Source organism: Pirellulales bacterium (assembly GCA_019694435.1).
Taxonomy (GTDB): Bacteria; Planctomycetota; Planctomycetia; order Pirellulales; family JAEUIK01; genus JAIBBZ01.
Window position 1 is genome coordinate 150,729 of the sequence record JAIBBZ010000001.1, and the last position, 19,727, is coordinate 170,455.

The 19,727-nt window shown below is 68.2% G+C and carries 22 protein-coding genes; 4 read left to right on the top strand and 18 right to left on the bottom strand.

The window, feature by feature from the left end:
* Positions 1-45: 45 nt before the first annotated feature.
* From K1X74_00580 to K1X74_00595, 4 genes are all read right to left on the bottom strand, one after another.
* Positions 46-1,218 (bottom strand): hypothetical protein, encoded by a 1,173-nt coding sequence (locus K1X74_00580; protein ID MBX7164815.1) that lies wholly within the window; start codon positions 1,216-1,218, stop codon positions 46-48.
* Between the two features lie 69 nt (positions 1,219-1,287).
* Positions 1,288-1,773, bottom strand: coding sequence for a hypothetical protein (locus K1X74_00585; GenBank protein MBX7164816.1), 486 nt, complete (start codon positions 1,771-1,773; stop codon positions 1,288-1,290).
* A gap of 58 nt (positions 1,774-1,831) precedes the next feature.
* Positions 1,832-2,812: a hypothetical protein gene (locus tag K1X74_00590; protein ID MBX7164817.1), complete on the bottom strand. Its 981-nt coding sequence runs from the start codon at positions 2,810-2,812 to the stop codon at positions 1,832-1,834.
* Positions 2,813-2,916: 104 nt separating this feature from the next.
* Positions 2,917-3,114 (bottom strand): hypothetical protein, encoded by a 198-nt coding sequence (locus tag K1X74_00595; GenBank protein ID MBX7164818.1) that lies wholly within the window; start codon positions 3,112-3,114, stop codon positions 2,917-2,919.
* A gap of 497 nt (positions 3,115-3,611) precedes the next feature.
* On the opposite strand from K1X74_00595, the gene K1X74_00600 reads away from it, so the two are divergent.
* Positions 3,612-4,286, top strand: coding sequence for a PEP-CTERM sorting domain-containing protein (locus K1X74_00600; protein MBX7164819.1), 675 nt, complete (start codon positions 3,612-3,614; stop codon positions 4,284-4,286).
* Here the strand turns inward: K1X74_00600 and K1X74_00605 are convergent.
* The 13 genes from K1X74_00605 to K1X74_00665 form a co-directional block, all read right to left on the bottom strand.
* Positions 4,267-5,691, bottom strand: a complete 1,425-nt coding sequence (locus K1X74_00605; protein ID MBX7164820.1) for a phage portal protein — start codon at positions 5,689-5,691, stop codon at positions 4,267-4,269. The two genes, K1X74_00600 and K1X74_00605, sit on opposite strands and share 20 nt — an antisense overlap.
* A 49-nt stretch (positions 5,692-5,740) precedes the next feature.
* Positions 5,741-7,393 carry a hypothetical protein gene (locus tag K1X74_00610; GenBank protein ID MBX7164821.1) on the bottom strand — a complete coding sequence of 551 codons (1,653 nt, stop codon included), beginning with the start codon at positions 7,391-7,393 and terminating at the stop codon, positions 5,741-5,743.
* Positions 7,390-7,863, bottom strand: a complete 474-nt coding sequence (locus K1X74_00615) for a hypothetical protein (GenBank protein MBX7164822.1) — start codon at positions 7,861-7,863, stop codon at positions 7,390-7,392. Before K1X74_00615 ends, K1X74_00610 begins: the two co-directional genes overlap by 4 nt.
* A gap of 6 nt (positions 7,864-7,869) precedes the next feature.
* On the bottom strand, positions 7,870-9,021 hold the full coding sequence (locus tag K1X74_00620) for a GNAT family N-acetyltransferase (GenBank protein MBX7164823.1): 1,152 nt from the start codon (positions 9,019-9,021) through the stop codon (positions 7,870-7,872).
* The gene (locus K1X74_00625) at positions 9,000-9,569 is read right to left on the bottom strand and encodes a hypothetical protein (GenBank protein MBX7164824.1); all 570 of its coding nucleotides are present in this window, start codon (positions 9,567-9,569) and stop codon (positions 9,000-9,002) included. The genes K1X74_00620 and K1X74_00625 overlap by 22 nt, the downstream gene beginning before the upstream one ends.
* A gap of 134 nt (positions 9,570-9,703) precedes the next feature.
* On the bottom strand, positions 9,704-10,060 hold the full coding sequence (locus tag K1X74_00630; GenBank protein ID MBX7164825.1) for a hypothetical protein: 357 nt from the start codon (positions 10,058-10,060) through the stop codon (positions 9,704-9,706).
* Positions 10,061-10,098: 38 nt separating this feature from the next.
* The gene (locus tag K1X74_00635; protein MBX7164826.1) at positions 10,099-10,575 is read right to left on the bottom strand and encodes a hypothetical protein; all 477 of its coding nucleotides are present in this window, start codon (positions 10,573-10,575) and stop codon (positions 10,099-10,101) included.
* Between the two features lie 41 nt (positions 10,576-10,616).
* The gene (locus K1X74_00640; GenBank protein ID MBX7164827.1) at positions 10,617-12,017 is read right to left on the bottom strand and encodes a hypothetical protein; all 1,401 of its coding nucleotides are present in this window, start codon (positions 12,015-12,017) and stop codon (positions 10,617-10,619) included.
* A 21-nt stretch (positions 12,018-12,038) separates the two neighbouring features.
* A complete protein-coding gene (locus K1X74_00645) occupies positions 12,039-13,079 on the bottom strand; it encodes a S8 family peptidase (GenBank protein MBX7164828.1) in 1,041 nt (346 codons plus the stop codon).
* Positions 13,080-13,122: 43 nt separating this feature from the next.
* The gene (locus K1X74_00650; protein ID MBX7164829.1) at positions 13,123-13,467 is read right to left on the bottom strand and encodes a hypothetical protein; all 345 of its coding nucleotides are present in this window, start codon (positions 13,465-13,467) and stop codon (positions 13,123-13,125) included.
* Positions 13,468-13,506: 39 nt separating this feature from the next.
* Positions 13,507-13,854 carry a hypothetical protein gene (locus K1X74_00655; GenBank protein ID MBX7164830.1) on the bottom strand — a complete coding sequence of 116 codons (348 nt, stop codon included), beginning with the start codon at positions 13,852-13,854 and terminating at the stop codon, positions 13,507-13,509.
* 214 nt (positions 13,855-14,068) lie between these two features.
* A complete protein-coding gene (locus tag K1X74_00660) occupies positions 14,069-15,082 on the bottom strand; it encodes an endonuclease/exonuclease/phosphatase family protein (protein ID MBX7164831.1) in 1,014 nt (337 codons plus the stop codon).
* A gap of 200 nt (positions 15,083-15,282) precedes the next feature.
* Positions 15,283-15,792: a MogA/MoaB family molybdenum cofactor biosynthesis protein gene (locus tag K1X74_00665; protein MBX7164832.1), complete on the bottom strand. Its 510-nt coding sequence runs from the start codon at positions 15,790-15,792 to the stop codon at positions 15,283-15,285.
* 199 nt (positions 15,793-15,991) lie between these two features.
* On the opposite strand from K1X74_00665, the gene K1X74_00670 reads away from it, so the two are divergent.
* On the top strand, positions 15,992-17,209 hold the full coding sequence (locus K1X74_00670; protein ID MBX7164833.1) for a HEAT repeat domain-containing protein: 1,218 nt from the start codon (positions 15,992-15,994) through the stop codon (positions 17,207-17,209).
* 10 nt (positions 17,210-17,219) lie between these two features.
* On the opposite strand, the gene K1X74_00675 is transcribed toward K1X74_00670, so the two are convergent.
* Positions 17,220-18,563 carry a hypothetical protein gene (locus K1X74_00675; protein MBX7164834.1) on the bottom strand — a complete coding sequence of 448 codons (1,344 nt, stop codon included), beginning with the start codon at positions 18,561-18,563 and terminating at the stop codon, positions 17,220-17,222.
* Between the two features lie 261 nt (positions 18,564-18,824).
* On the opposite strand from K1X74_00675, the gene K1X74_00680 reads away from it, so the two are divergent.
* Both K1X74_00680 and K1X74_00685 read left to right on the top strand, forming a co-directional pair.
* Positions 18,825-19,205 carry a CoA-binding protein gene (locus tag K1X74_00680; protein MBX7164835.1) on the top strand — a complete coding sequence of 127 codons (381 nt, stop codon included), beginning with the start codon at positions 18,825-18,827 and terminating at the stop codon, positions 19,203-19,205.
* 108 nt (positions 19,206-19,313) lie between these two features.
* Complete coding sequence (locus K1X74_00685) at positions 19,314-19,697, top strand: PaaI family thioesterase (GenBank protein ID MBX7164836.1); 384 nt, start codon at positions 19,314-19,316, stop codon at positions 19,695-19,697.
* Positions 19,698-19,727: the final 30 nt, after the last annotated feature.

Consider the following 19,727-nt stretch of genomic DNA (forward strand, 5'->3'; position numbering starts at 1 on the left):
GGACCTGGGCACGGCGGCGCTGGCGGCCGCCGCGCCCGCGCTTGGTCAGCCGGTGTTCTTGATCACGTACCGCGGATTGATCACCGCCGCGGCGCCGCGTTCGCTGGCCTTGAACCGCACGACGATGTCGTGCGTGAAGTCGGCCTCGCTGCCCACCGGCGACTGCGTGACCGTGATCGGCCAGTTCTCCATGTAGGCCAGCGCCTTGCGGAAATCGCCGATAAACCACAGCTTCTTCGCGCTGTCGGCCGCCAGGCCCGAGGCGATCGCCCGCCGATAGGCCAGCCGGCTTTCGAACACCTGATAATTGCCCAGTGGGTTGGCCACCGTCGTCGTCGTCTCGGCACCACTGCCGGTGTAGGTCAGCTCGGCGGCATTGAACACGCGATGCGCCGCGTGCCGGTACGCCGGCATCACCAGCACCGTCGTCCCCCGCACCAGGACCGGCTCGCCCGTGTTCGGATCGAGCATCTCGGCAAACAATTGCTCGGCCGCGTCGACGTCGGTCCAATCGACCAGCTCGTTGTTGGCCAGCAGGTTCTTCCAGGGATGCGTGCCGGAGCTGCCGTCGTAATAGGTGCTGTAGCTCGTGCCGCGCCACTTGTAGTTGTTGGTCACGCCGAGCAACAAATCGAGCAGCCGCTTTTCCTTGTTCAGGCCCAGGATCTCACCCACCTCGGCCGCCCGCGCGAGCACCAGGTGCGTGCGATCGAAGAACACCGCCTCGCGCGTCACCGGCACGATGAAACCGCGCTTCGTCGTCGATGGCGTCTCGATATAGTCCTCGCCATACCCCACGCTCGGGTACGGCATGCCCGGGTGCACGTCGAACGCGCCGTCGGCCGCCCGCGCCACGCCCGGGATCTTTTCCCCGTCGAGCCGCGTGGGAATCGTCTCCACGAGCTTCGCCAGCACGAAGGCTTCCTGCTCGTAGGCCTCGAGGATCTTCGCGTAGATCACCTGGCTGGTGATGTTCAAGAACGCCGTGACGTCGACCCCTTCGCTCTGTTCGAGCACGCTTACGCCGCCGCTGGCGCGCGGGTCGAGGCCGCGGACCCAGTGATGCCCGTCCGGCACCAGGGCCTCGGCCAGGTCGCGCAGACTGAAGTCCTCCGGTCGCAAGTGCCGCTCGCGCAGCGCTTCGCTCAAGTGTCGCGTCGTAGCCGCCGGGCCATCGAGTTCGTATCGTCGTTTCAGTTCCCGATATTGGATGCTCACCGCACCGGTCTCCTGTTGAAGTTCGTTGACTGGGGCCACTCCCCGCCCGCGCTGGTCGGGCACGCCGCCTCAGGCCGCGGCCAGCGGTCCCGCGTGCGACACGGTCGACACGATGTCGACCAGCACCTTCGAGCCCGCCGGGTTCAGCCGCTTGGCCACCCGGCCGACGGCTAGGTTGGGCGTCGCCACGGCGATCACCTTCTGGTTCTCCAGCGCCGTGCCGGCCGCCGTGTCGTCCACGCCCACCAGCGCGCCCACTTCCAGCGTCGTGCTGGCGAGGTCGAACTCGAACACGCCGCGCGTAGCCACGCGAATCGGCGTCGTGTCGCCCGCCCGCGAGCGCTGCATGGCGATGCCCGCGAACTTGTCGTGAAACGCCTCCTGCGCCGCGGCCAGGTTCGCCGCGCCCCCGCCGCCGATCGTGATCAGGCCGGCCGGTCGCGCGTCGTCGACCTCCAGCGTCACCAGATCGCCAATCTCGATCACCGTGGCCGCATCCACCGGCAAGACCACCGGGCTGGTCTCGCCATATCGCCAACGCATCGTGTCTGACATTGCCTCGCATCTCCCGAACGTGTGAGTCGTCGCCTCGCGCCCCGTGCGCGACAGCGCACTAGCGCCTTCCCGAATCGATCGCCCGCGCCCATTCGGCCGTGCTGGTCGCCCGCGCGGCCGGCAGCTCGGCCCAGCGCTGATCGCGGCTGGTCGGCCTCCGCACGCGCCCGGCCCCCCGGCCGATCGCCGCCAGCCAAGCAGTCCGCTCCTCGATCAGCGCCTTGACCGTCGCCAGATCGTGCACCTCGGCCAGCAGCTCGCCGAACCGCGGACCCTCGCGCCGCGCCGCCGGCCATTCGCGCTCGAAAGCCTCGAGCCCGCTCGCCTCGAGTAGTTGCGCAATCGCCACGTAGTGCCGGCGCTCGATTTCACCGGCCTCGAGTTCGGCCACGCGCTCGCGCAACCGCGTTGTTTCACTGTCAGCCGCCGCCAGATCGGAGCCGTCTACAGGCTCCGTCGTCTCGCGGTCCTCCGCTGCGTCGGGCTCGGCGTTGTCGGCCGCCGGCGCGGCGCTCTCCGCGCCGGCCGCCTCGAACAGCCCGCGCGTCGTCGCCGGATCGGCCACCAGGTCGACGCTCTGCACCCGCAGAATCGCTTCGACCACGGTCTGCTCGCCCTGCCGCGACGTGCGCGCCTCGACGTTGTGCGACAGCCCGACGTTTTCGGGCGCATGCTGCGCGTCCCACAGCAGTTGCTCCGCCAGCGCATGCCGCGGGTTGAAATACAAATCGCCGAACAGCCCCTGCCGCGGCTGGTAGGCAACGTGCCGGAGCACGCCCAGCCGGTCCTGATAGTCGCGTGGCTCGTGCGGGGCCCGCTTCGGGTGATTCACGTTCACCTTCGCGCCTTCGTACAATCCCGCGGCCGCGCTCAGCGCCTCGGGCAGATACGTTCGCCCGTTGCGCGATGTGGTGCCGAGCACCTTGACCCCGCGAATCACGCCGGCCGCTTCGTCGATTCGCGACACGCCGCCGCGCCAGTCGCACAGTTCCTGCAGCCACTCGGTCATCGCTGCCTCTTGTTTCGCTTGAAGGTCCATGAAAAAAGCCTCGACGAACCGTGCGCCCGCTCGCGCACCTTCGTCGAGGCTCTTCGAGTACCCGCTGTTCGGCGGGCCCCGTCGATACCGTGAATGGTTCCGCTCTACCGCTCGCTCCGCTCCAGCCGCCGCCGTAGGTTCTGGATCGTCCCGTCCTGCAATTGCACTTCGAGGCTCACGCTGCCGAAGAACCCGCGCTGCAAGGCCTCACCCAGCAGCTCCTGCCAGGCCCGCTCGCACCGCGCGACCCAAGCCCGGTTCGTCTCTGTCCCGTTCACCGTACCCGCCATCGTTCGCGTCATGTGTGTGAAATTATTCTTCCTGCCGGCTGATTTCGATGTCAGTTTTTTTCGCGCTCGTTAACGATTCCTCTTGCGAGAGAAAACTCGCCGCGCGTCTCGTTCGGCCCACCCGCTACTCTGTCCCTAGGGGCAAGCCCACGTCGCGTCCAAGCCCCCAGCTGCGCACGATCACAGCCCGGATTTGACCCGGCCTCCGGCGTGAATTAACATCGCCACCCGAGCGACTTTCACTCTCAGAAACGCCGCCAGGGGCCGCTACTGAACGCTTCATCGGACGCGCCGCGCGTTACCTCGCGAACGGACCTCGCCTAGGCGTGGCGCGACTTCTCAGCTTGTGGTTTCGGCGCACGACCCTTGCGCTCGCCGCCGCACGCCCCTGGCCATCCTCTGCTCGCCGAGCGCGGCCTCAGCACGGCCCATCGTCGCTTTCTTTCCATAGTTGGTTGTTAACATCGGGAGCTTCCCTCGTGAAATTGCCACTTGATCTTGCCTGCGGCGTGGCCGTCCTGATCTTTACGATCTGCGCCTCCGAGACATCGCGCGCGGCTTCCGTGGGCGTGACGGATTACCGCCAGATCTCCGCACGCAACTTCGCCGACTTGCCCGCCCACAATCTCATTCCCCTCGTGCAGCTTGGTCCGGCGACGATCGCGACCACGCCGAACCTGACGACCGGCAGCTTTGCCAGCTTCCCCTTGGGCGGCCCCGACAATCCCGGAGGCGGCGACGGCTATCTCAGCCGCAGTCTCGGTGTCGGCATCCCCCTCACCCACGTCACCGTCGACTTGAGCTCGCCCGTGGCGGCCTTCGGCGCCACCTTCGCCCACAACACGCAAAACGGTCTTCATCTTTCCGGCTCGTTGACCGTCTACGACGGGCCCGCTGGCACGGGCAACATCGTCGGCTCGATCCTCTCGTCCGGCTTGCTCGACGGCCAAACGAGCAACATCGATTTCGTGGCGATTTGGAGCGACGCGGCGAACATCCGTTCGGCCGTCCTTACCGGCATCGGCGACGATCACGCCTTCGCGATCGATGGCTACGGAGCCTCCTTGACGCCGACCCCAGAGCCCGCCTCGTGGGTGCTCCTGGCGATCGGCTCTGCCGGCCTGGCCCTCGCCGCGCGACGCAGCCAACGTCGGGCATTTTCCGTCAGACCGTGCGCCTTGTGAACGATGCGCTCGCTGTTCCCGGTGCCGACTGCGCCCGCGCTGCATCCCAGTTCGCTTGCTCTTGACGGTAGTCGAGCCCCCGCTTCTGGCTCCATGTCTGCGGCGAGAGAATCCCGTGTTCGTGCTCGATCGCGAACGCCTGCACCTCGTCCAAGTGGCTCCGACCCGCCAGCGAAGGTGCCTCAATCTGCACGTCGACCAGGACCCGCGACTCGGCCGGCAGCCGCCCTGCCTCGATGGCGAACCCGATCACCCGCGCCAAACAATCGCGATCGTCGGCCATCTGCTGCGCCTGCAGCCGCGCGAACATCCGCATCGCCGGACCCTCGGCCACCAGCGTCGACGCGTAGTTCGCGTTCGACGCGTCCGAGGTGAGCATGAACTCGGGCATCACCAGCCGCGAAGCGATCGCCCGCAGCTCGGCCTGCAGCACTGTCACGAAGCTCGCCGCGTCGATCGAGCTGGCCGGGAACTCGTATTCCACGCCCGCCGGCGCGTCGAGAATCGTGCCCGCCCCGTAGCGCCGATAGTGTGCGACGCGCCCCGTCGTCGGCGAAGTCGCCGTCGCGTCGGCCTGTTGCGCTGCGAATTCCTGCACGCCGCCGCGCGTCGCCCCGCGATGTTTGCGGATCAAGGCGATCGCCGATTGCACCTCGGCCACCACGCTCATGTTGCGCAGCAGCTTCTCCGCCCGGGCCAGGTTCTTGCGCACCGGATAGAACAGCGGCAGCCCGCGTTTGACGTTGGCGTCGACATGCGCCTTGCGATGCTGGATCTCGTCGGCCGGTACGCGGACCCCGTCGATCCAGTAGTACCACACCGTCTCGACGTCCAACGGATCGGTCTCGATGCCGCAGCTCGCCGCACCGTCGCTGGCCTGCCCGGTCGGTGCCGCCACCTGGCCCGGCTCGACGAAGCGCACGCGCGTCCGCCCCAGGTCGTCGACGAAGAACCGCAAGAACGCCTCGCCGTCGCGGTCCATCCGCCGCACGATCTCCTGCTGCCGGCGATGCCACTGGTTCAGCGCCAGGAACTCGTCGATCACGCCCTGCGTCGCCTGGACCAGCTCGTCGCTGGCCGCGCGTCCCGGCCGCGCCGCGGCGCGATAGGTGTAGCCCGTGCCGACGATGTAGCTGATTCGATTCTCGTGTCCGTTGATCGCAAACTCGTTCGTCGCGGCCAACCGCCGGCATTCGCGCCGTACCTCGGCCAACTGCCGCTCGTTCGCCAGGCCCGCGAGCCCTGCCTCGTCGGTCGCAGGGCCCACGCTCGGCCACAATCGGCCGTCGTCGCCTGCCCACGCCTCGCGTGGATCGACAAACGAGTCCCACAATTCGCCCCAGGCTTCGCTCAAGCGTTCGTCCAATCGTTCGATCACCGTCTCGGCTCGATCTTCTGCGTGCATGACTCTCTCCTCGTTGAATCGGATCGGTAGGTTCGTCGTCAGGTCCGCCTCACGGCCCCGCCACGAGCCGCTCGCCCAGCCCGTCATCGACCGTGGCTTCGTCCTGCAATTGGGCCGCCAGCCGCAGCGCCATTTCGAGCGCGTCGGGGCCGTCGTCGTGATCGCCGCAGGGAAAATCTCGCAACTGGTCGACCAGCAGCCGCGCCCCCGCGCTCGCCGCGCGAAATCGCAGCCGCCGCTCGGCCAACAGCGGCCCCAGCCGGCGAATGCGCACGCGCTTGTTCACCTGGTTCGCCAGCAACCACAAGCCCACGGTGGTCCGCCCCTGACGGCGAAACTCCGCCGTGAACTCGCCCGCCAGCAGCTCCTGGTACTGGTTGGCCTCGATCGCCATCGCCTGCGGCTGAAACTCCAGAAACGCCGCCACGCCGTCGGCCACGAGCTGCGAGGTCGGCCGCCGCGCCAAATCGGCATCCACGTGGCACACCCCCGCCGGGTCGACCGCCAGCCGCACGATCGCCGAATAATCGCCATGCCGCGCGTCGGTCCCCTTGCTTGGGTCGATGGCCATCACGCGCAACCCCGCCGCCGGCCAATCGTTGAACCACAGGCCCCGCCCGAAATATTCCTCAGGCCACTCGCATTGCGCCGGATCGTGCGGTACGCCTTGTTTCTCGCGCTCGAACGTCGCGCGTCCACCCTCGACGCGCATCCGCATCAGCGTGTAGAGGTCCTCCTGCTCGGGCCACTGCACTTCGGCCCCCTGGTGCATCGACACGCGATGCGCGCGGTAGAACTCCGCGGCGCGCTGTTCGCGCAACGGGTCGTCCTGGCTCGTATACAGCGTCTCCCACGCTTGCCACAGATCCATCCGCTCCGGCCAGTGGACGATCGCCGGGAACTGGCCCACGCGCCAGCCCGGCGTGCGCGTCAATTCGATGGCCAGCGCCTCGCGATGCAGGGCCGTCGCCAGGTGTACGAGATTGGTCCGCCGCGTCCCCGCCTTGAGCAGCGTGCCGTAAAACCACCGCCGCGATTGTTCGCGTCCGCGGGCCGACTCGATGTGCCGCTCGCTCTGCAAGTCGTCGGCCACGATCAGCGTCGGCCGCGCCTCGCGCCGCCGGCGACCGCGCAAATGCTGCCCCGTGCCATACGCCTCGATCGTCACGCCGTTGCGCAGCACCAGTTGATCGCAGCGCCACCTCGGCCCGCGCCCTGTGGCCTCGGGATAGTCCTCGCCCAGCGCGGCGTTGTGCATCAGCTCGCTCTTGATGTGCTCCAGGTGCGTCGCCGCTTGCGTCCGCGTGTCGCTGACGATCCAGATGTAAGGCTCCCAACCCTCGACCGCAGCCCGCAACACGTACGCCAGCGTCGCCACGGTCGACTTCGCGTGTCCGCGCGGCCCGATGCAGTTGATCTTCACGCCGCGCTCCTCGCCGCGCAGGGGCAACTGCCGGGCGAGCCAGCGGTGCATCGCCGACGGCGGCAGCGAAAAATGTTGCGGCAGATAGGCCCGTGCCCAGGCCAGCAGTTCCGGCAATCCCTCGCTGGTTGGCGTCTCGCGGCGCTGCTGCCGTTGCAACTGCTCGCGCACCGCGCGCTCGATCACCCGCGCCAGGCTCGCCGCGCGCCACAGCCCGACGCCCGTTTCTTGAGCCAGGTGCGTTACCAGTCCGCGCCGCCCAGTTCGCGCCGAAATCATCGCCCGGTCTCCCGCCTGCGTTGCGGCGCATCGACCGCCCGCTCCAGATCGCTGGCCAGTTCACTCAGCCGATCCAAGACCCGCCGCCGATCGCCCGCCTCGCGCACCTCGCCCGCCACGACCTCGGCAAACCGCGCCACCAGCCGCGCCAGGTGCTGGCCGTTGACTTGCTTGGGATCGCGCTTGCTGTACGTTTCCGGTAGCCGCCGCTCGAGCAGCCATGCGGCCGCCTGCCACGAGCGCTCGGCCGCAGCCTGGATGTTCGTCAACTGCTTCAGCTCCCAGCCGTGCTCGCTCTTGCGCAGCTTGTCGGCGAACCGCGCGTCGCGCAGCGCCGTCTTGCGGATGGTCGCCACCGCGCAGCCGACGTATTGCGCCGCCGTCTGCCGGCTGCAGCCCATCGCCACGATCGCACAGATCGCGCTTTGCTTGGCCTCGTCCAGTACCGGTCTCCGCCCCGTCTTGGCCATCGGGTTTCAGTCGCCCTCGCCGCGCGCGTTCCGCGCCGCTCGATACTCGAACGACGCCACCGCGCGCCCCACCGCCCCGCGATAGTCGCGGTACGTACGCCGCGGCGCCGCGGCGCACCGCTTCCAACCCACCGCGCGCCACAGCGGCGAGCGCCGGCAATGCGCGATCATCGCCGGGTGGCTCGTGGTGATGTTGCACCGCTCGCCCCGTTGCCGGTGCCAGGCGGCCACCGCCTCGGCCACCGCCGCGCCGATCCCCAGCCCCTGAAAGTCGGGCAGGGTCACCAGCCGGCTGATCCGCCACCGGCGGCGCAGTCCTACCAACGACACCGTCGCGCAAAATGCCACCGGCGCGTCGCCCCAGGCCGCCAGGAAGCACCGCGCCGCCGGGCTCAACGCGCCGCTCAAATAGTGATGCGGCGCAAAGGCGCCCCACGCCGCACGCTCGCAACGAAACAGCTCCAGCTCAATTGCGGGTCGCCGAAGACACCCTCGCGAAAACTGCCGCGTGGCCATGTCCAGCGTCCAGTCGGGCGCCAGCCATTCCGCCACGTCGTAGTGACAGGTCACCGCCACGAACCGGCAATGCACCTGGCCCCCGCGGATCGCCTTCGACAAGGCAGCCGCGGCCGTCCGCGCCGCCGTTCGGTCGACCACGCTTGTAAACTCGTCGAACACCACCGTGCGCGGCCGCGCCGCGCCGATCGCGTCGGGCCCCTTTGCGTTAGGCCCAGTCGCGTCAATCCCCGTAGCCTCGGCAATCGCTCGCGCCAAATCACATCGAAATCGTTCGCCGTTGCTCAGCGCCCAATATGGCTTGATCCATCCCGGCGGCGAACCGAAGCCCACCGCCGTCAACAGTCCCGTCACCGACCGCATCGACGCCGCGCCAAAGCCGTCGACGATCGCGCGGTCCGCGGCCCACGCCTGCGGCTCGGCCACCGCCTCGCCAAACCACTGCCGCACGATCGTCGACTTGCCGCTGCCCGACGGCCCCACGACTAGCCCGATCTGCCAGGCGTCGCCCAGCTCCGGCACCTCGACCGTAAACCGGCTCGCCGCCCGCTCAGCAAGCGGGATGTCAAACATCCCTGCCACCTGCTGCACGCGAAACGAATCGTGCACGGGGCAATCGACTACAACGTCAAGACGCGGCACCGATAGCCCTCCTCGTTCAGCCGCTCATACAGCGACTCCTGATCGGCCTCGTCGCGACACTCGACCACGAGCTGATGCGATGTCGCCGGCAGCCGCGCCTCGGCCGGCGGCTCCGGATCGCCGTTCGCCGACAAATCCAGCGGCTTGGCGCGTTGCGCCAGCTCGCGCACGAGCGATTCCAAAGCCTCGTGCTGCGTGTCGAAGTCGGCCAGCAATTCCCGCAACCGCTCCCCGTCGGTTTCGGCCATGCCGGCCAGCGGATCGAGCACCGCCAGCAACTTGCCCGCCTCGTGCTCGTCCACGTCGACGACCAGCACAGGCACCAGCGCGTCAGGCGTCGATTCGGCGCGTAGATGCCCGTCGATCAATTCCAGCGAGCCGTCGGGCAGCTCTCGCGCGAGCAGCGCGTCGGCATAGCCGATCTCGGCCAGCACCCCGCGCAGCGCGTCGCGCTGCCGCGCCGGGTGGGTCCGCCAATTCCGCGGATTGGGGCGCAACTGCGAAGCCGGCACCCGCCGCAGTTCGCGAACTCGATCCCGAATGAGCATCGCCGCTCCTTCCAACGCGAGGTGTGAACCCTGGAAAAAATGGCGCCGCGGCGGCGGCCCCTCTCGAGGATGCGCAAGACGCCCCCCTGCATCGTGCGCATCGGCCGACTGCGCCGCGGCGCCCCGCCACCGCCCTATCGCACTACCGAGCGCACCCGCACGACGGAGCGGCTCCGCGCCCGGCCGCCGAACAGACCCAAGCGGCGCGCTGCACACGCGCTTTGCACCACGACTGGCGCGGCGCTCGCCTGCACGACCGTGGCCACCGGAAACGCTGCCGCGGCGCACGCCGATCCCTCCACGCATACCGGCGACGCCACCGCCGAAACCGCGACGGGCACCGTCGTCAAACCCACCGCGGGCACCGCCAAGGTCGCCAGCGGCGCCGCCGTCACGACTTGGCTCGATACAACCACGTCGCACGCGCAACCGCTTGCCGGCGTCACCGCCCCCGCGCCGATTGCCAACCCGCCGAGCACAATTCTCCACATGGTTCTGCTCTCCCTGTCGTGCACATCCCGCGCGGCGATCAACGCGATCGCTCGCTCAACTCCTGCACCATCCGTCCGATCTCGCTGGGCGACAGCAACATGCCCCGCGGCATCCGCACCTGCGGATCATCGCTCACCACCCGCCGTACCGCCTCCAAGCGCTGCTCCGCGCTCAGCGCTCCCAGATCGGTCAGCACCAGGTCGCCCTTGGCTGCCTCTCCCTCGTGACAGCGCGCACAGCGCTGCCGCACCAGGCCCTCGCCGCCCAACGCTTCTTGCACGGCAGCCGACTCGCCTGCCGCATCGCTCATTACGCTCGTGCTCGCGGCGCCGCGCCACGAATACAACACCGCGGGCGCCTGAATCGTCGCCACCGGCACCGCGACCGGAACGGCGAACGGTACGACCACCAGCCCACTCGACGCGACCGCCACCTGGGCATGCCGCAATCCGGCTCCGCAATCCCCTGCCCACGCGCCCGCCGGCATCGCCAGCAAGACCAACATCGTTGTCATGCGTTGCATCACGTACCCCTTTCGGTTTGTTCCTCGCGACCTCACGGCGTCTCCGCCGACCATCGCCCCGCCGCGCGCAGCGCCGCCTCGGCAAAACTCGCCTCCCAGGCCGCGCGCTGCACGCTCATCCCCGCCGCCAGCGCCAGCAACACCGGATCGGCGCTGCCGCGCAGCACCGCCAGCGCGTCTCCTGCGCGCTCGGCGGCGGTCTCGACACCTGCGCTCAACCCCAGCTCGCGCGACGCGCGGTGCGGCGTTACCAGCTCGTAAACCTGCCGCCGGTACGTCGCGGCCAGCGCCTCGGCCGCGGCACGCGCCTCGACACCCGTCGCCGCCTGCACGGCCGCCGCATAGTCCTCGCGATCGCGCGGCAGCGCCTTGGCCAGCCGCGCGCCGGCATAAAACTGCGCCAACCGCTCGGCGCGCGCGGCCGAGTCGGCCAGCACGTCCAAGCCCGCCTCGAGCAGCAGCCGCTGATCGTTGACGAACGGCCGCAGCCCCCCTTCGACATGGCAGCGCACGCACGAGATCATCGGCGTCACCAGCCCGTCGCCGTGCGGATCGCTCGTGTCCCGCGCGATGGCCGCCGGTACGTCGTTCTGCCGTTTGCCCGCCGCGTCGAACAAGGCATAGACGTGCAGCCCGTTGGCCTTTGCCGCAATGTGCTCGCCAGCGTCGTACGCGAACGCGAACAGGTTGCGAAACGGGTCCGATTCGGCGGTCGATTCCGCCACGTCGAAGGTTTCCCAGGCCCCGCCCAACGGCCCCTGACGCCGCACGATCCGCCGCACTTGCCGCGTGACGTTCGAGCGCAGCAGGTTCGCGCCCTCGTCGCCGCCCAGCCGGTCGATCTCCACCGCATCGATCCCCAGCCGCCGCAAGAACTCGGTCCGCGTCTCCGGTACGCCTGCAAACGCGTAGTAATGCGGCGGCGCGCTCAGCTTCGCGATCAGCCAATCGCCGCGCATCAAGGCCCCCGCCGAACCGCTCATCGCCCGCAGCCGCGCCGCCTCGGCCAGTCCCACCCAGCCGCCGTCGGTGAACACCTCGCGTGGCTGGCCCCCTGCCGGATCGATCACGCGCGTCCGCACGTGCCAATACGGCTCTTCGCTGGCCAACTGCTCGTAAGCCGTCCCCCAGGCCTGCAAGTCTTCCGCCCGCGGCGCGTATTCATCCAGCCGCCACCGCCACAGCCGCGTACCGTGCACGCGCTGCGGTCGCCGCACCGCGCTCGCCCGGCTCGTAGCGTTGAGCACCAGCGCCAGCGCCGTCTCCGCCTCGGCCAGTTCGGCCTCGTCGAGATGCGCCAGCGAGGCATACCGCGTCGTTGCTCGCAGTGCCGCGGGCTGCGCCGTCAGGTCGGCCGTCGCCGCGCGTAGCTCATCGGCCGGGTTCCATCCGACCAGCGCCGCCCAGACCAGTGCCGCCACACCGCTTGCCATGCCTCGCCCCCGTCGCATCGCTCAACCCACACTGAACAAGTCACCCGCCCGTGCCGGCACATACAGCTTGAATCCGCCCCAGGCAAACACCGGCTGTGGCTCCGGTGGCGCGGACGGCTCGGCGAGCATCGTCCCCGGGTCGATCAACCCATATCCATAGGCGTCGTCTTTGCCCGTCTCGCCCGCGTCGCGCGCCGTGTGCCGCAATTGCTCGCGCAAATCGGTCAAGGTGCGCATCGGAGCCGCCGTCTGCCCCGCGGCGCGCTGCCGCGCCAGCACCAGCGCCACGACGCCCGCCACAAAGGGCGTGGCCATGCTCGTGCCGCTCAGCCGCGCATAGCCGCCGCGCAAGTACGTGCTCAGCACGTTTTCTCCCGGCGCCGCGATGTCGACTTCCGGTCCGCGGCTTGAGAATCGAGTCACGCGCCCCTGCGCGTCGACCGCGCCCACCGCGATGCTGTCGCGGTCGGCGTGCGGACGCCCCTTCCACCGCGCGGGATAGTTCACGTCGTCGGCCCGCCCACTGTTACCCGCCGCGCAGATCACGAACTTGCCCTTCGCCGTGGCCCGTTCGATCGCCTGCCCGATCTGCTCGTCCGGAGCCGGCGCGCCGAGCGACATGCTCAGGATGTCGGCCCCCTCGTCGCAGGCCCAATCCATCCCGTTCGCGATCCATTCCCCCAGCCCGCTGCCGCCCGCGTCGAGCACTCGCGCGACCAGCAGCCGGCACGCCGGCGCTACGCCGATCATGCCCACGTCGTTCTGCCGCGCGCCGATGATCCCCGCGCAATGGGTGCCATGACCGTTCGCATCGCTCGGCCCGCGCCGGCTGCTCGTAAAATCGCGCGCGTCGTCGATCGCCTCGACCAGGTCCGGGTGGCGCTCGTCAATGCCCGAATCGAGCACCGCCACCCGGACCGTTTCGCCGCGCGACTGCCGCCACGCCTCCGGCACATGACACAACTGCCAACCCCAATCCACTGTTTCAGCCAGGCTGGTCAGCACCTCCTGCACTCGAAACGGCGGCAGTCGAAACCGCACTCCGCGCTGCCCGTCGCCCATTGCTCGCGCCTCCCCTTGACGGTTCCTTTGCGCCGGCCTCGCCTCAAGCAGCCGGTTGTGGCTGCGGCTGCGGCGGGTTGAACCGCCGGATCAGCTCGAGCACCAGCTTCACGATCGCCAGCAGCGTCGGCAGGTCGATCGCCTGTGCCGTCGGTTCGTCGGCCAGCGCTTCGGCGCAGGCCGCCTCGATCTCGGCCACGGCGGCCGGCGTGCTCGGCGGCAACAGCCCGATTTGTTCGAGCAACGGCAGCACCTGCTTCAACAGCTCGAGCACCTTGCCCAGATCCACGTTGGCCAGCAACTCGCGCAGCTTGCGAATCGCGTCGACCAGCCGCGGCCGGTCCCCCGTCTTGAGTGCCTCGCTCAGTTCTCGCGCCAGATCGCTCATTCTGCACCCCCCGTTTTTCTGCTTGATGAATTGCCTGCTTCAAGAACTCAGACTTCGCCACGACTCGTAGCAGGCCGTCAGTTGCTCCTGCCACATCCCCAGCTCGACCAGATGCTGTTGCCGCTCTTCGGCCAGCGTCTCGGCGAACGTCGTTCGCTGACGCGCTAATTCCTCGCGGAATTGGGTCCGCGCCTCGCTCAACTCGACGCGCTGCTCGCGCAACAGCCGCGGGACGACGCGCGTGGCGTTGTGCCAGGCATACCACGCCAGGATCGCCACGCTCGACGCCTCGCTCGCCCCCGGCCAGAACTGCTCGCCGGCGCTCGCCTGTGCCAGCCACACACCCAGCACCGCCGCCCCTGCACTGACCAGCGCGCTTGTCGACATATCCGCCTCCCGCCCGCGCAACGAAAAAGCCCGCGGTCGACCCATCGGGGTCGGCCTCGGGCTCGTCGTCGATACCTGCGCGTCAGCGTCGCGCGGCGCAGCTCGCCGCACGCTTCGTCGCCGCTCAGGCCACAGCGATACCTCGCCAGGACAGCCGCAACCTTAGACCAGCGGCTGGCTCATTTGCAAAGCAGAATTGCCGCGCACTCGTACTTCAGCGCACCGGCACCAGCGGTCCGCTGGCCACCGGTCCCGCCGGCGCAGGACCCCAACTCGGCCCGCCGGCCGAGCCACCTTCTTGAATGGTGAACTCGCCCCAGATCGGCAAATGATCCGACACCTCAAGCGCCTGCTCGAGCGACAGGCGGTATTGATTCTGCACGTCGAACACGCCGGCCCCGCCGCTGAACTCGCGCGTCGCCTGCGCCGAGAACACCAGGTTGTCGTATTCCTTGTTTCCGCGCGTGTTGGTGGCGATGTCGCGGATCGCCACCTGGACGTCCGGCATCCGCCCCAGTTCACCCAAGTGCCGGTGGTCGGCGTTCAGATCGCCCAGCAAGATCACGTCGTCTTCGCCGCGGCCGTCGTTGCGCACCGCCCGCACCACGTCGTCCAGCACGTTGACCTCGGTCGCCACCTCGTCCGGGTCGGTGTGAATGTTCACCAGCGTGAACGTGAACGCCTGCTCGGGCACCGGACCCCGCACGCGAAAGCCCGCCACCAGCGGCTCGCGGTGCAGTAAGTCGTCCGGGTCGTCGACCGTGTACACACTCGATGCATCGAGCTCGATGCTCAGCGTGTTGTAGACGAACGCGTATTGCTCTTTGCTCGACGTCCGACCCAACCGCGGGCCCAGGACATAGTTGTAGCGCCCGCCTGCCGCGTTCACCATCGCCACCAGTTGCCCGACGACGTCGGTCTGCTGCGCGCGCACTTCTTGGATGGCCACCACGTCGAAGCGCCGCACTACGTCGGCCAGCACTTGCATCACCCAGGTCTTCGACGCCTTCTGCTCGCCGAACACCTGAATGTTGAACGACGCGATCCGCACCACCGGCCCGACTTGCGCCGGCAACGGAGGCGCGGCGGGCGCCGCGGTCGGCCGTTGGCCAGCCTGCTCGCGCAGCACCATGCCCAGCTTTTCCAGGCCTTCGATGCGATAGCGCGACAGCAGCAGCCCGCCGACGATCAGCGCCAACAACAACGTCGACGTCGTTCCGCGTGGCACGTCAACCCTCCGTGTGCGTGCACCTCGCTTGGCGCGCAGCCGGATCGCTCCTTCATGGCGATCCACCCACCAGCATTACGCTGCGCGCAAAGACGCTAACTTCACGGCGCGAAGAATAAACCCGCCCCCCGACCGGACTCCAGAGCGCTTTCCGCGACTCCCGTCCGAACCACGCCAGCCCTGCTAGCAGCCAGCACGCGCTATCGCCGCGCCTCGCGCACCAGGTGGCCCAGCTCGGGCAGAATCACCTGGTTCATCGCCAGCCGCACCCCCGCCGGCGATCCCGGCATCGTCAGCACGACCTTGTCGCCGATCAGCCCGCCGACCGCCCGGCTCAACATCGCCGCCGGGCCAATCTCCTGAAAGCTCAACATCCGGAACAATTCGCCGTAGCCCGGCAGCGGTTTGGTCAGCATCGTGCCGATGGTTTCCGGCGTCCTGTCGCGCCGGCTCAAACCTGTCCCGCCGGTCAGCAGTACCACCTCGACCTCCACCCGGCCCAACAGCCCCATCAGCAGCGCCCGCATCGTCGACGGCTCGTCGGGCACAATCTCCCGGGCCACCACTTCGTGCCCCGCCGCCGCGAGCAGCTCGACGACGGTTTGCCCCCCCTTGTCGGTTTCGAGCGTCCGTGTATCGCTCACCGTCACCACGGCGCAGCCCAACCGGCAGGGGCTGGCCGCGCGATGCGCCTCGGCCGATTCACTCATCGTTGACCTCGCTGCGAACTGTCCACTTGGCCTCGCCCCTACCCGTCATCCCGCGTGCCCGCCGAACGTTAGGACCCCTACCGCCGGCCCTCCCCGGGGACCGCCCGCCCCCGGTCCGGTTGCCCCCGGCGGCGCAGGCCTTCCTATACTAGAGGTGCAGCCCTCGCCACGGAATCCACGATCTCCAGCGGTACGCGCCGTGATCCTGCGCCCCTTCTCGACCATGGTGTTCGTCGTCTGCGCAATCCTTGCGCCGACCACCGCCCCGGCCGAGATCTTCAAACTCGCCACCGGCGGTCAGGTCCAGGGCCAGCTGCTCAACCCCGACGAGTCGCCCCGCAAACAATACCGCCTCGAAACCGCCTCCGGCATTCAGCTCACCCTCGATCCCGCGCAGGTCGTCGAAGTCGTTCATCAGCTCCCGGCCGAAATCGAATACGACAAGATCCGCGCGGGCTATCCCGACACGGTCGACGGCCAATGGCGGCTCGCGCAGTGGTGCCGTGATCATCACCTGCCCGATCAGCGCGCCGTCCATCTGCAACGAATCATCGAGCTCGAGCCCGATCACGCCGAAGCCCGCCGCGCGCTCGGCTATAGCCGCTACGAGGGCCGCTGGCTTACCCGTGACCAGGTCATGACCTCCCGCGGCTGGGTCCGCTACCAAGGTCAGTGGATGTTGCCCCAGCGCAAGCAGATCCTCGTCAATCGTCACGAGCTCGATGTGGCCCGCAAGGCCTGGCTGCAAAAACTCCGCCGCTACTGCGATTGGCTCGACGGCTCCAAGGCGCCGCAGGCCGCAGAGGCGATCCGCGCCATCGACGATCCAATGGCCCTGTCGGCGCTCCACGAGTTGCTGACTGGGAAGAACAGCATCTCGACCCCGCCCCATCGTCTGTTGCTCATGGAAGCCGTCGCGCGCATCAACACGCCGGCCGCACATGCCACGCTCGTCCGCTGTTCGCTCGACGATCCGACCGAAGAGGTCCGGCTCACCGCGCTCGATCACTTGTCCGGCGTCGACGAGCCCGAGGTGCTCAAGCTGTACACCGCCGCGCTGCAGAGCGAAGACAACGAAATCGTCAATCGCGCCGCGGCCAGCCTCGAAGCCCTGAACAACGCGGCGGCCATTCCCGCACTGATCGAAGCCCTCGTCACGCGCCACAAATCGGTCTACTCCGACGGCTCGCAGCCCGGCCAGACCACTTCGACTTTTGGCAACGGTCCCGGCGGCGGCGGTTCAAGCTTCACCGCCGGCGGCGGACCCAAGCTCATCATCCGCGACGTGCGTAACACGGCCGTCCTCGACGCCCTCGTCGGTCTGACCGGCGTCAATTTCGACTACGACGAACAGGCCTGGAAAGGCTGGTACGTCAAGAACAAGCCGCAGACCAACATCAACACCCGCCGCGATTAGCCCCCTCGCGCTAGAACGCGCCCCAGCGAATCCCGCGCTGCACGCTGGTCAGCGTCAAAGGGGAAATGATCAAGTTCGTCGTGGGCTGCTCATACAGTTCCGGCGCCGGATCGAGGATCGCGGGATCCTCGGCCAACGCTTCAAAGAATCCATCCAGCGCCAGCACGTCCTCGCCCCCTTCGACGAGTTCTTCGTCCCCCGTCAACAGGCTCTCGGGATCGTCCCACAGCTCGTTCGACGAGTCCGCGTCCAGCGGCTCGCCCAGGTACAGGTCGCTCCACAGCGCCGCATCTTCGTACGCTTCGATCGCAGGCTCCCAGTCCTGTGCAGCGGTCGCCGCCAGGCCCGCGCCTTGCGCGTCGTTCTCGTACATCTCGATCCACGAGGCCGAGTAGCGCTGGGCGATGAAGCGGTCCAGTCCCAACGTCAGGATGATGTCGCCTTCGGCCGGGTTGTAGTCGTAGATCCCCTGGCTGCCCGTATCGATCTGGCCGTTCAGGCTGCGATAGCGTTCGAAGAAGTAATCGCGCCCGCGCCCGCCGATCAACTTGTCGAAATCGCCGTCCGAGTTGCCGCCGAAATGCAGGAAATACTCGAACCCGTACAGGTAGTCCTCGCCCCCTTCGCCGTTGAGCTGGTCCGAGCCTGCCCCGCCTTCGAGATGATCGCTGCCCGAGCCGCCGAACAGCGTGTCGTTTCCCTGACCGCCGAACAGGTCGTCCATGCCGCCGCGACCCTCGGCATAGTCCTCCCCGTCCTCGCCATAGATCAAGTCGGAGCCGCTGCCGCCGTAGAATCGATCGTCGCCCGCGCCGCCGAAAGCGATGGCCCCGTCTTCATCGCACTCGATCGTGTCGTCGCCGGCGTTGCCATAGATCATGTCCAGGCCCGCGCCGCCCCAAATCTTGTCACCCAGGGCGGTCCCGTTGATCGTGTCGCGCCCGGCGCCGCCGTAGAACTCGGCGATCGCCAACTTGCCAGCCGTCAGCACGTCCTCGCCGTCTTCGCCGTAGACGAAGCAATGGCCCCAGCCGCCGCTCAAGGTGTCATTGCCCGCACCGCCGAACAAATACGTCGTCGCCGACGAGGTGCTGTAGAACGAGTCGTTCCCGCCGTTGCCATAAAAATGAATATTGGGACACTTGCTGCTCTCGATGTACGAAAAGCCCAAGCCCGTCGGTCGCGCTGCGAAGATCGACACGATCCCGTTCTTCTCGGTCACCTCGATGTGATCGTCTTCCTCGGTGCCGACGATGTAGATGCCTTCACGATCGGGATACGCCACGCCCTGCTCGTAGCCGTCATGGTAGAACACGTCGACCGCCATCAACTGGCGGTGTTCGAGCGGTTGCATTCCCAGCCGCCGCATTTGCTTCGGCCGCGGACGCCGCGTTTTTCGGGAACGACAGACCTTCGCGAACGCCTGGGATAATTGCTGGAACATGGCCGCGATTCCACTTCGAGGTCACAGGGGGGGTCCAAGCCGCTGCTCTAGGAAGCGTTGCCACGCCCGCCGGTGTTACCCGACCGCCGGCAAAACCGTAAAATTGCCCGCCAGGCCGGCGCCGCAGTCCGGTCGTATCGGCCCCCTGCTTCCGCGCACTTCGAGGCCCCCATGCCCACGGCCGTGATCCTCGGCGCCAGCGCCGATCGCTCGAAATTCGGCAACAAGTCGGTCCGCGCCCACCTGGCCGCCGGCTATCAGGTGTTCCCGGTCAACGCCAAGGGCACGCCGGTCGAAGACTTGCCGACCTACCAGAAGCTGAGCGACGTCCCCGTCCGCCCGGTCGATCGGGTCAGCGTCTATCTGGCCCCGGCCGTCGGCGAGCAGCTCCTACCCGAGATCGCCGCCCTGGGCTGCCGCGAGCTGTGGCTCAATCCCGGCGCCGAAAGCGCGTCGCTGGTCAACAAGGCCCTCGAGTTGGGCCTCAACCCGATCCTCGCCTGCAGCATCGTCGATCTCGGTCTGCGACCGAGCCAGTTTCCCGACGTCTAGCAGCCCGGGAAAGTATTCGCCGCGCTGCTTGCCCGTCGCTACATTCGAGCGCCGCACATCCCCGGCGCACCCATCGGTGCGCGTCACCCTTCACTCAGGCGCACCAACATGGCCGACATCGCCGCGATTCCCTTCGCCCACTCGATGGGGGTCGAAATCCTCGAAGCCTCGCCCGAGCGGATCGTCGGGCTGCTCACCGTCCGCGCCGATCTGTGTACGGCTGGCGAGATCCTGCACGGCGGCGCCATCATGGCCTTTGCCGATACGCTCGGCGCGATCGGCGCCTATTTCAACTTGCCCGAGGGCGCCACGCGCACGACGACCATTGCCAGCAGCACCAGCTTCGTCGCCGCCGCCAAGCTGGGCGAGCAAGTCCGCGCCGAATCGACCCCGGTTCACCTGGGCCGCCGCACCAGCGTCTGGCAAACCCGGCTCACGGTCGAACCCAACCGCACCGTCGCCGTGATCACCCAAACCCAGATGGCGATTTAACGCAAGCCCGCAAGCGCAGCGCCTCGCCCG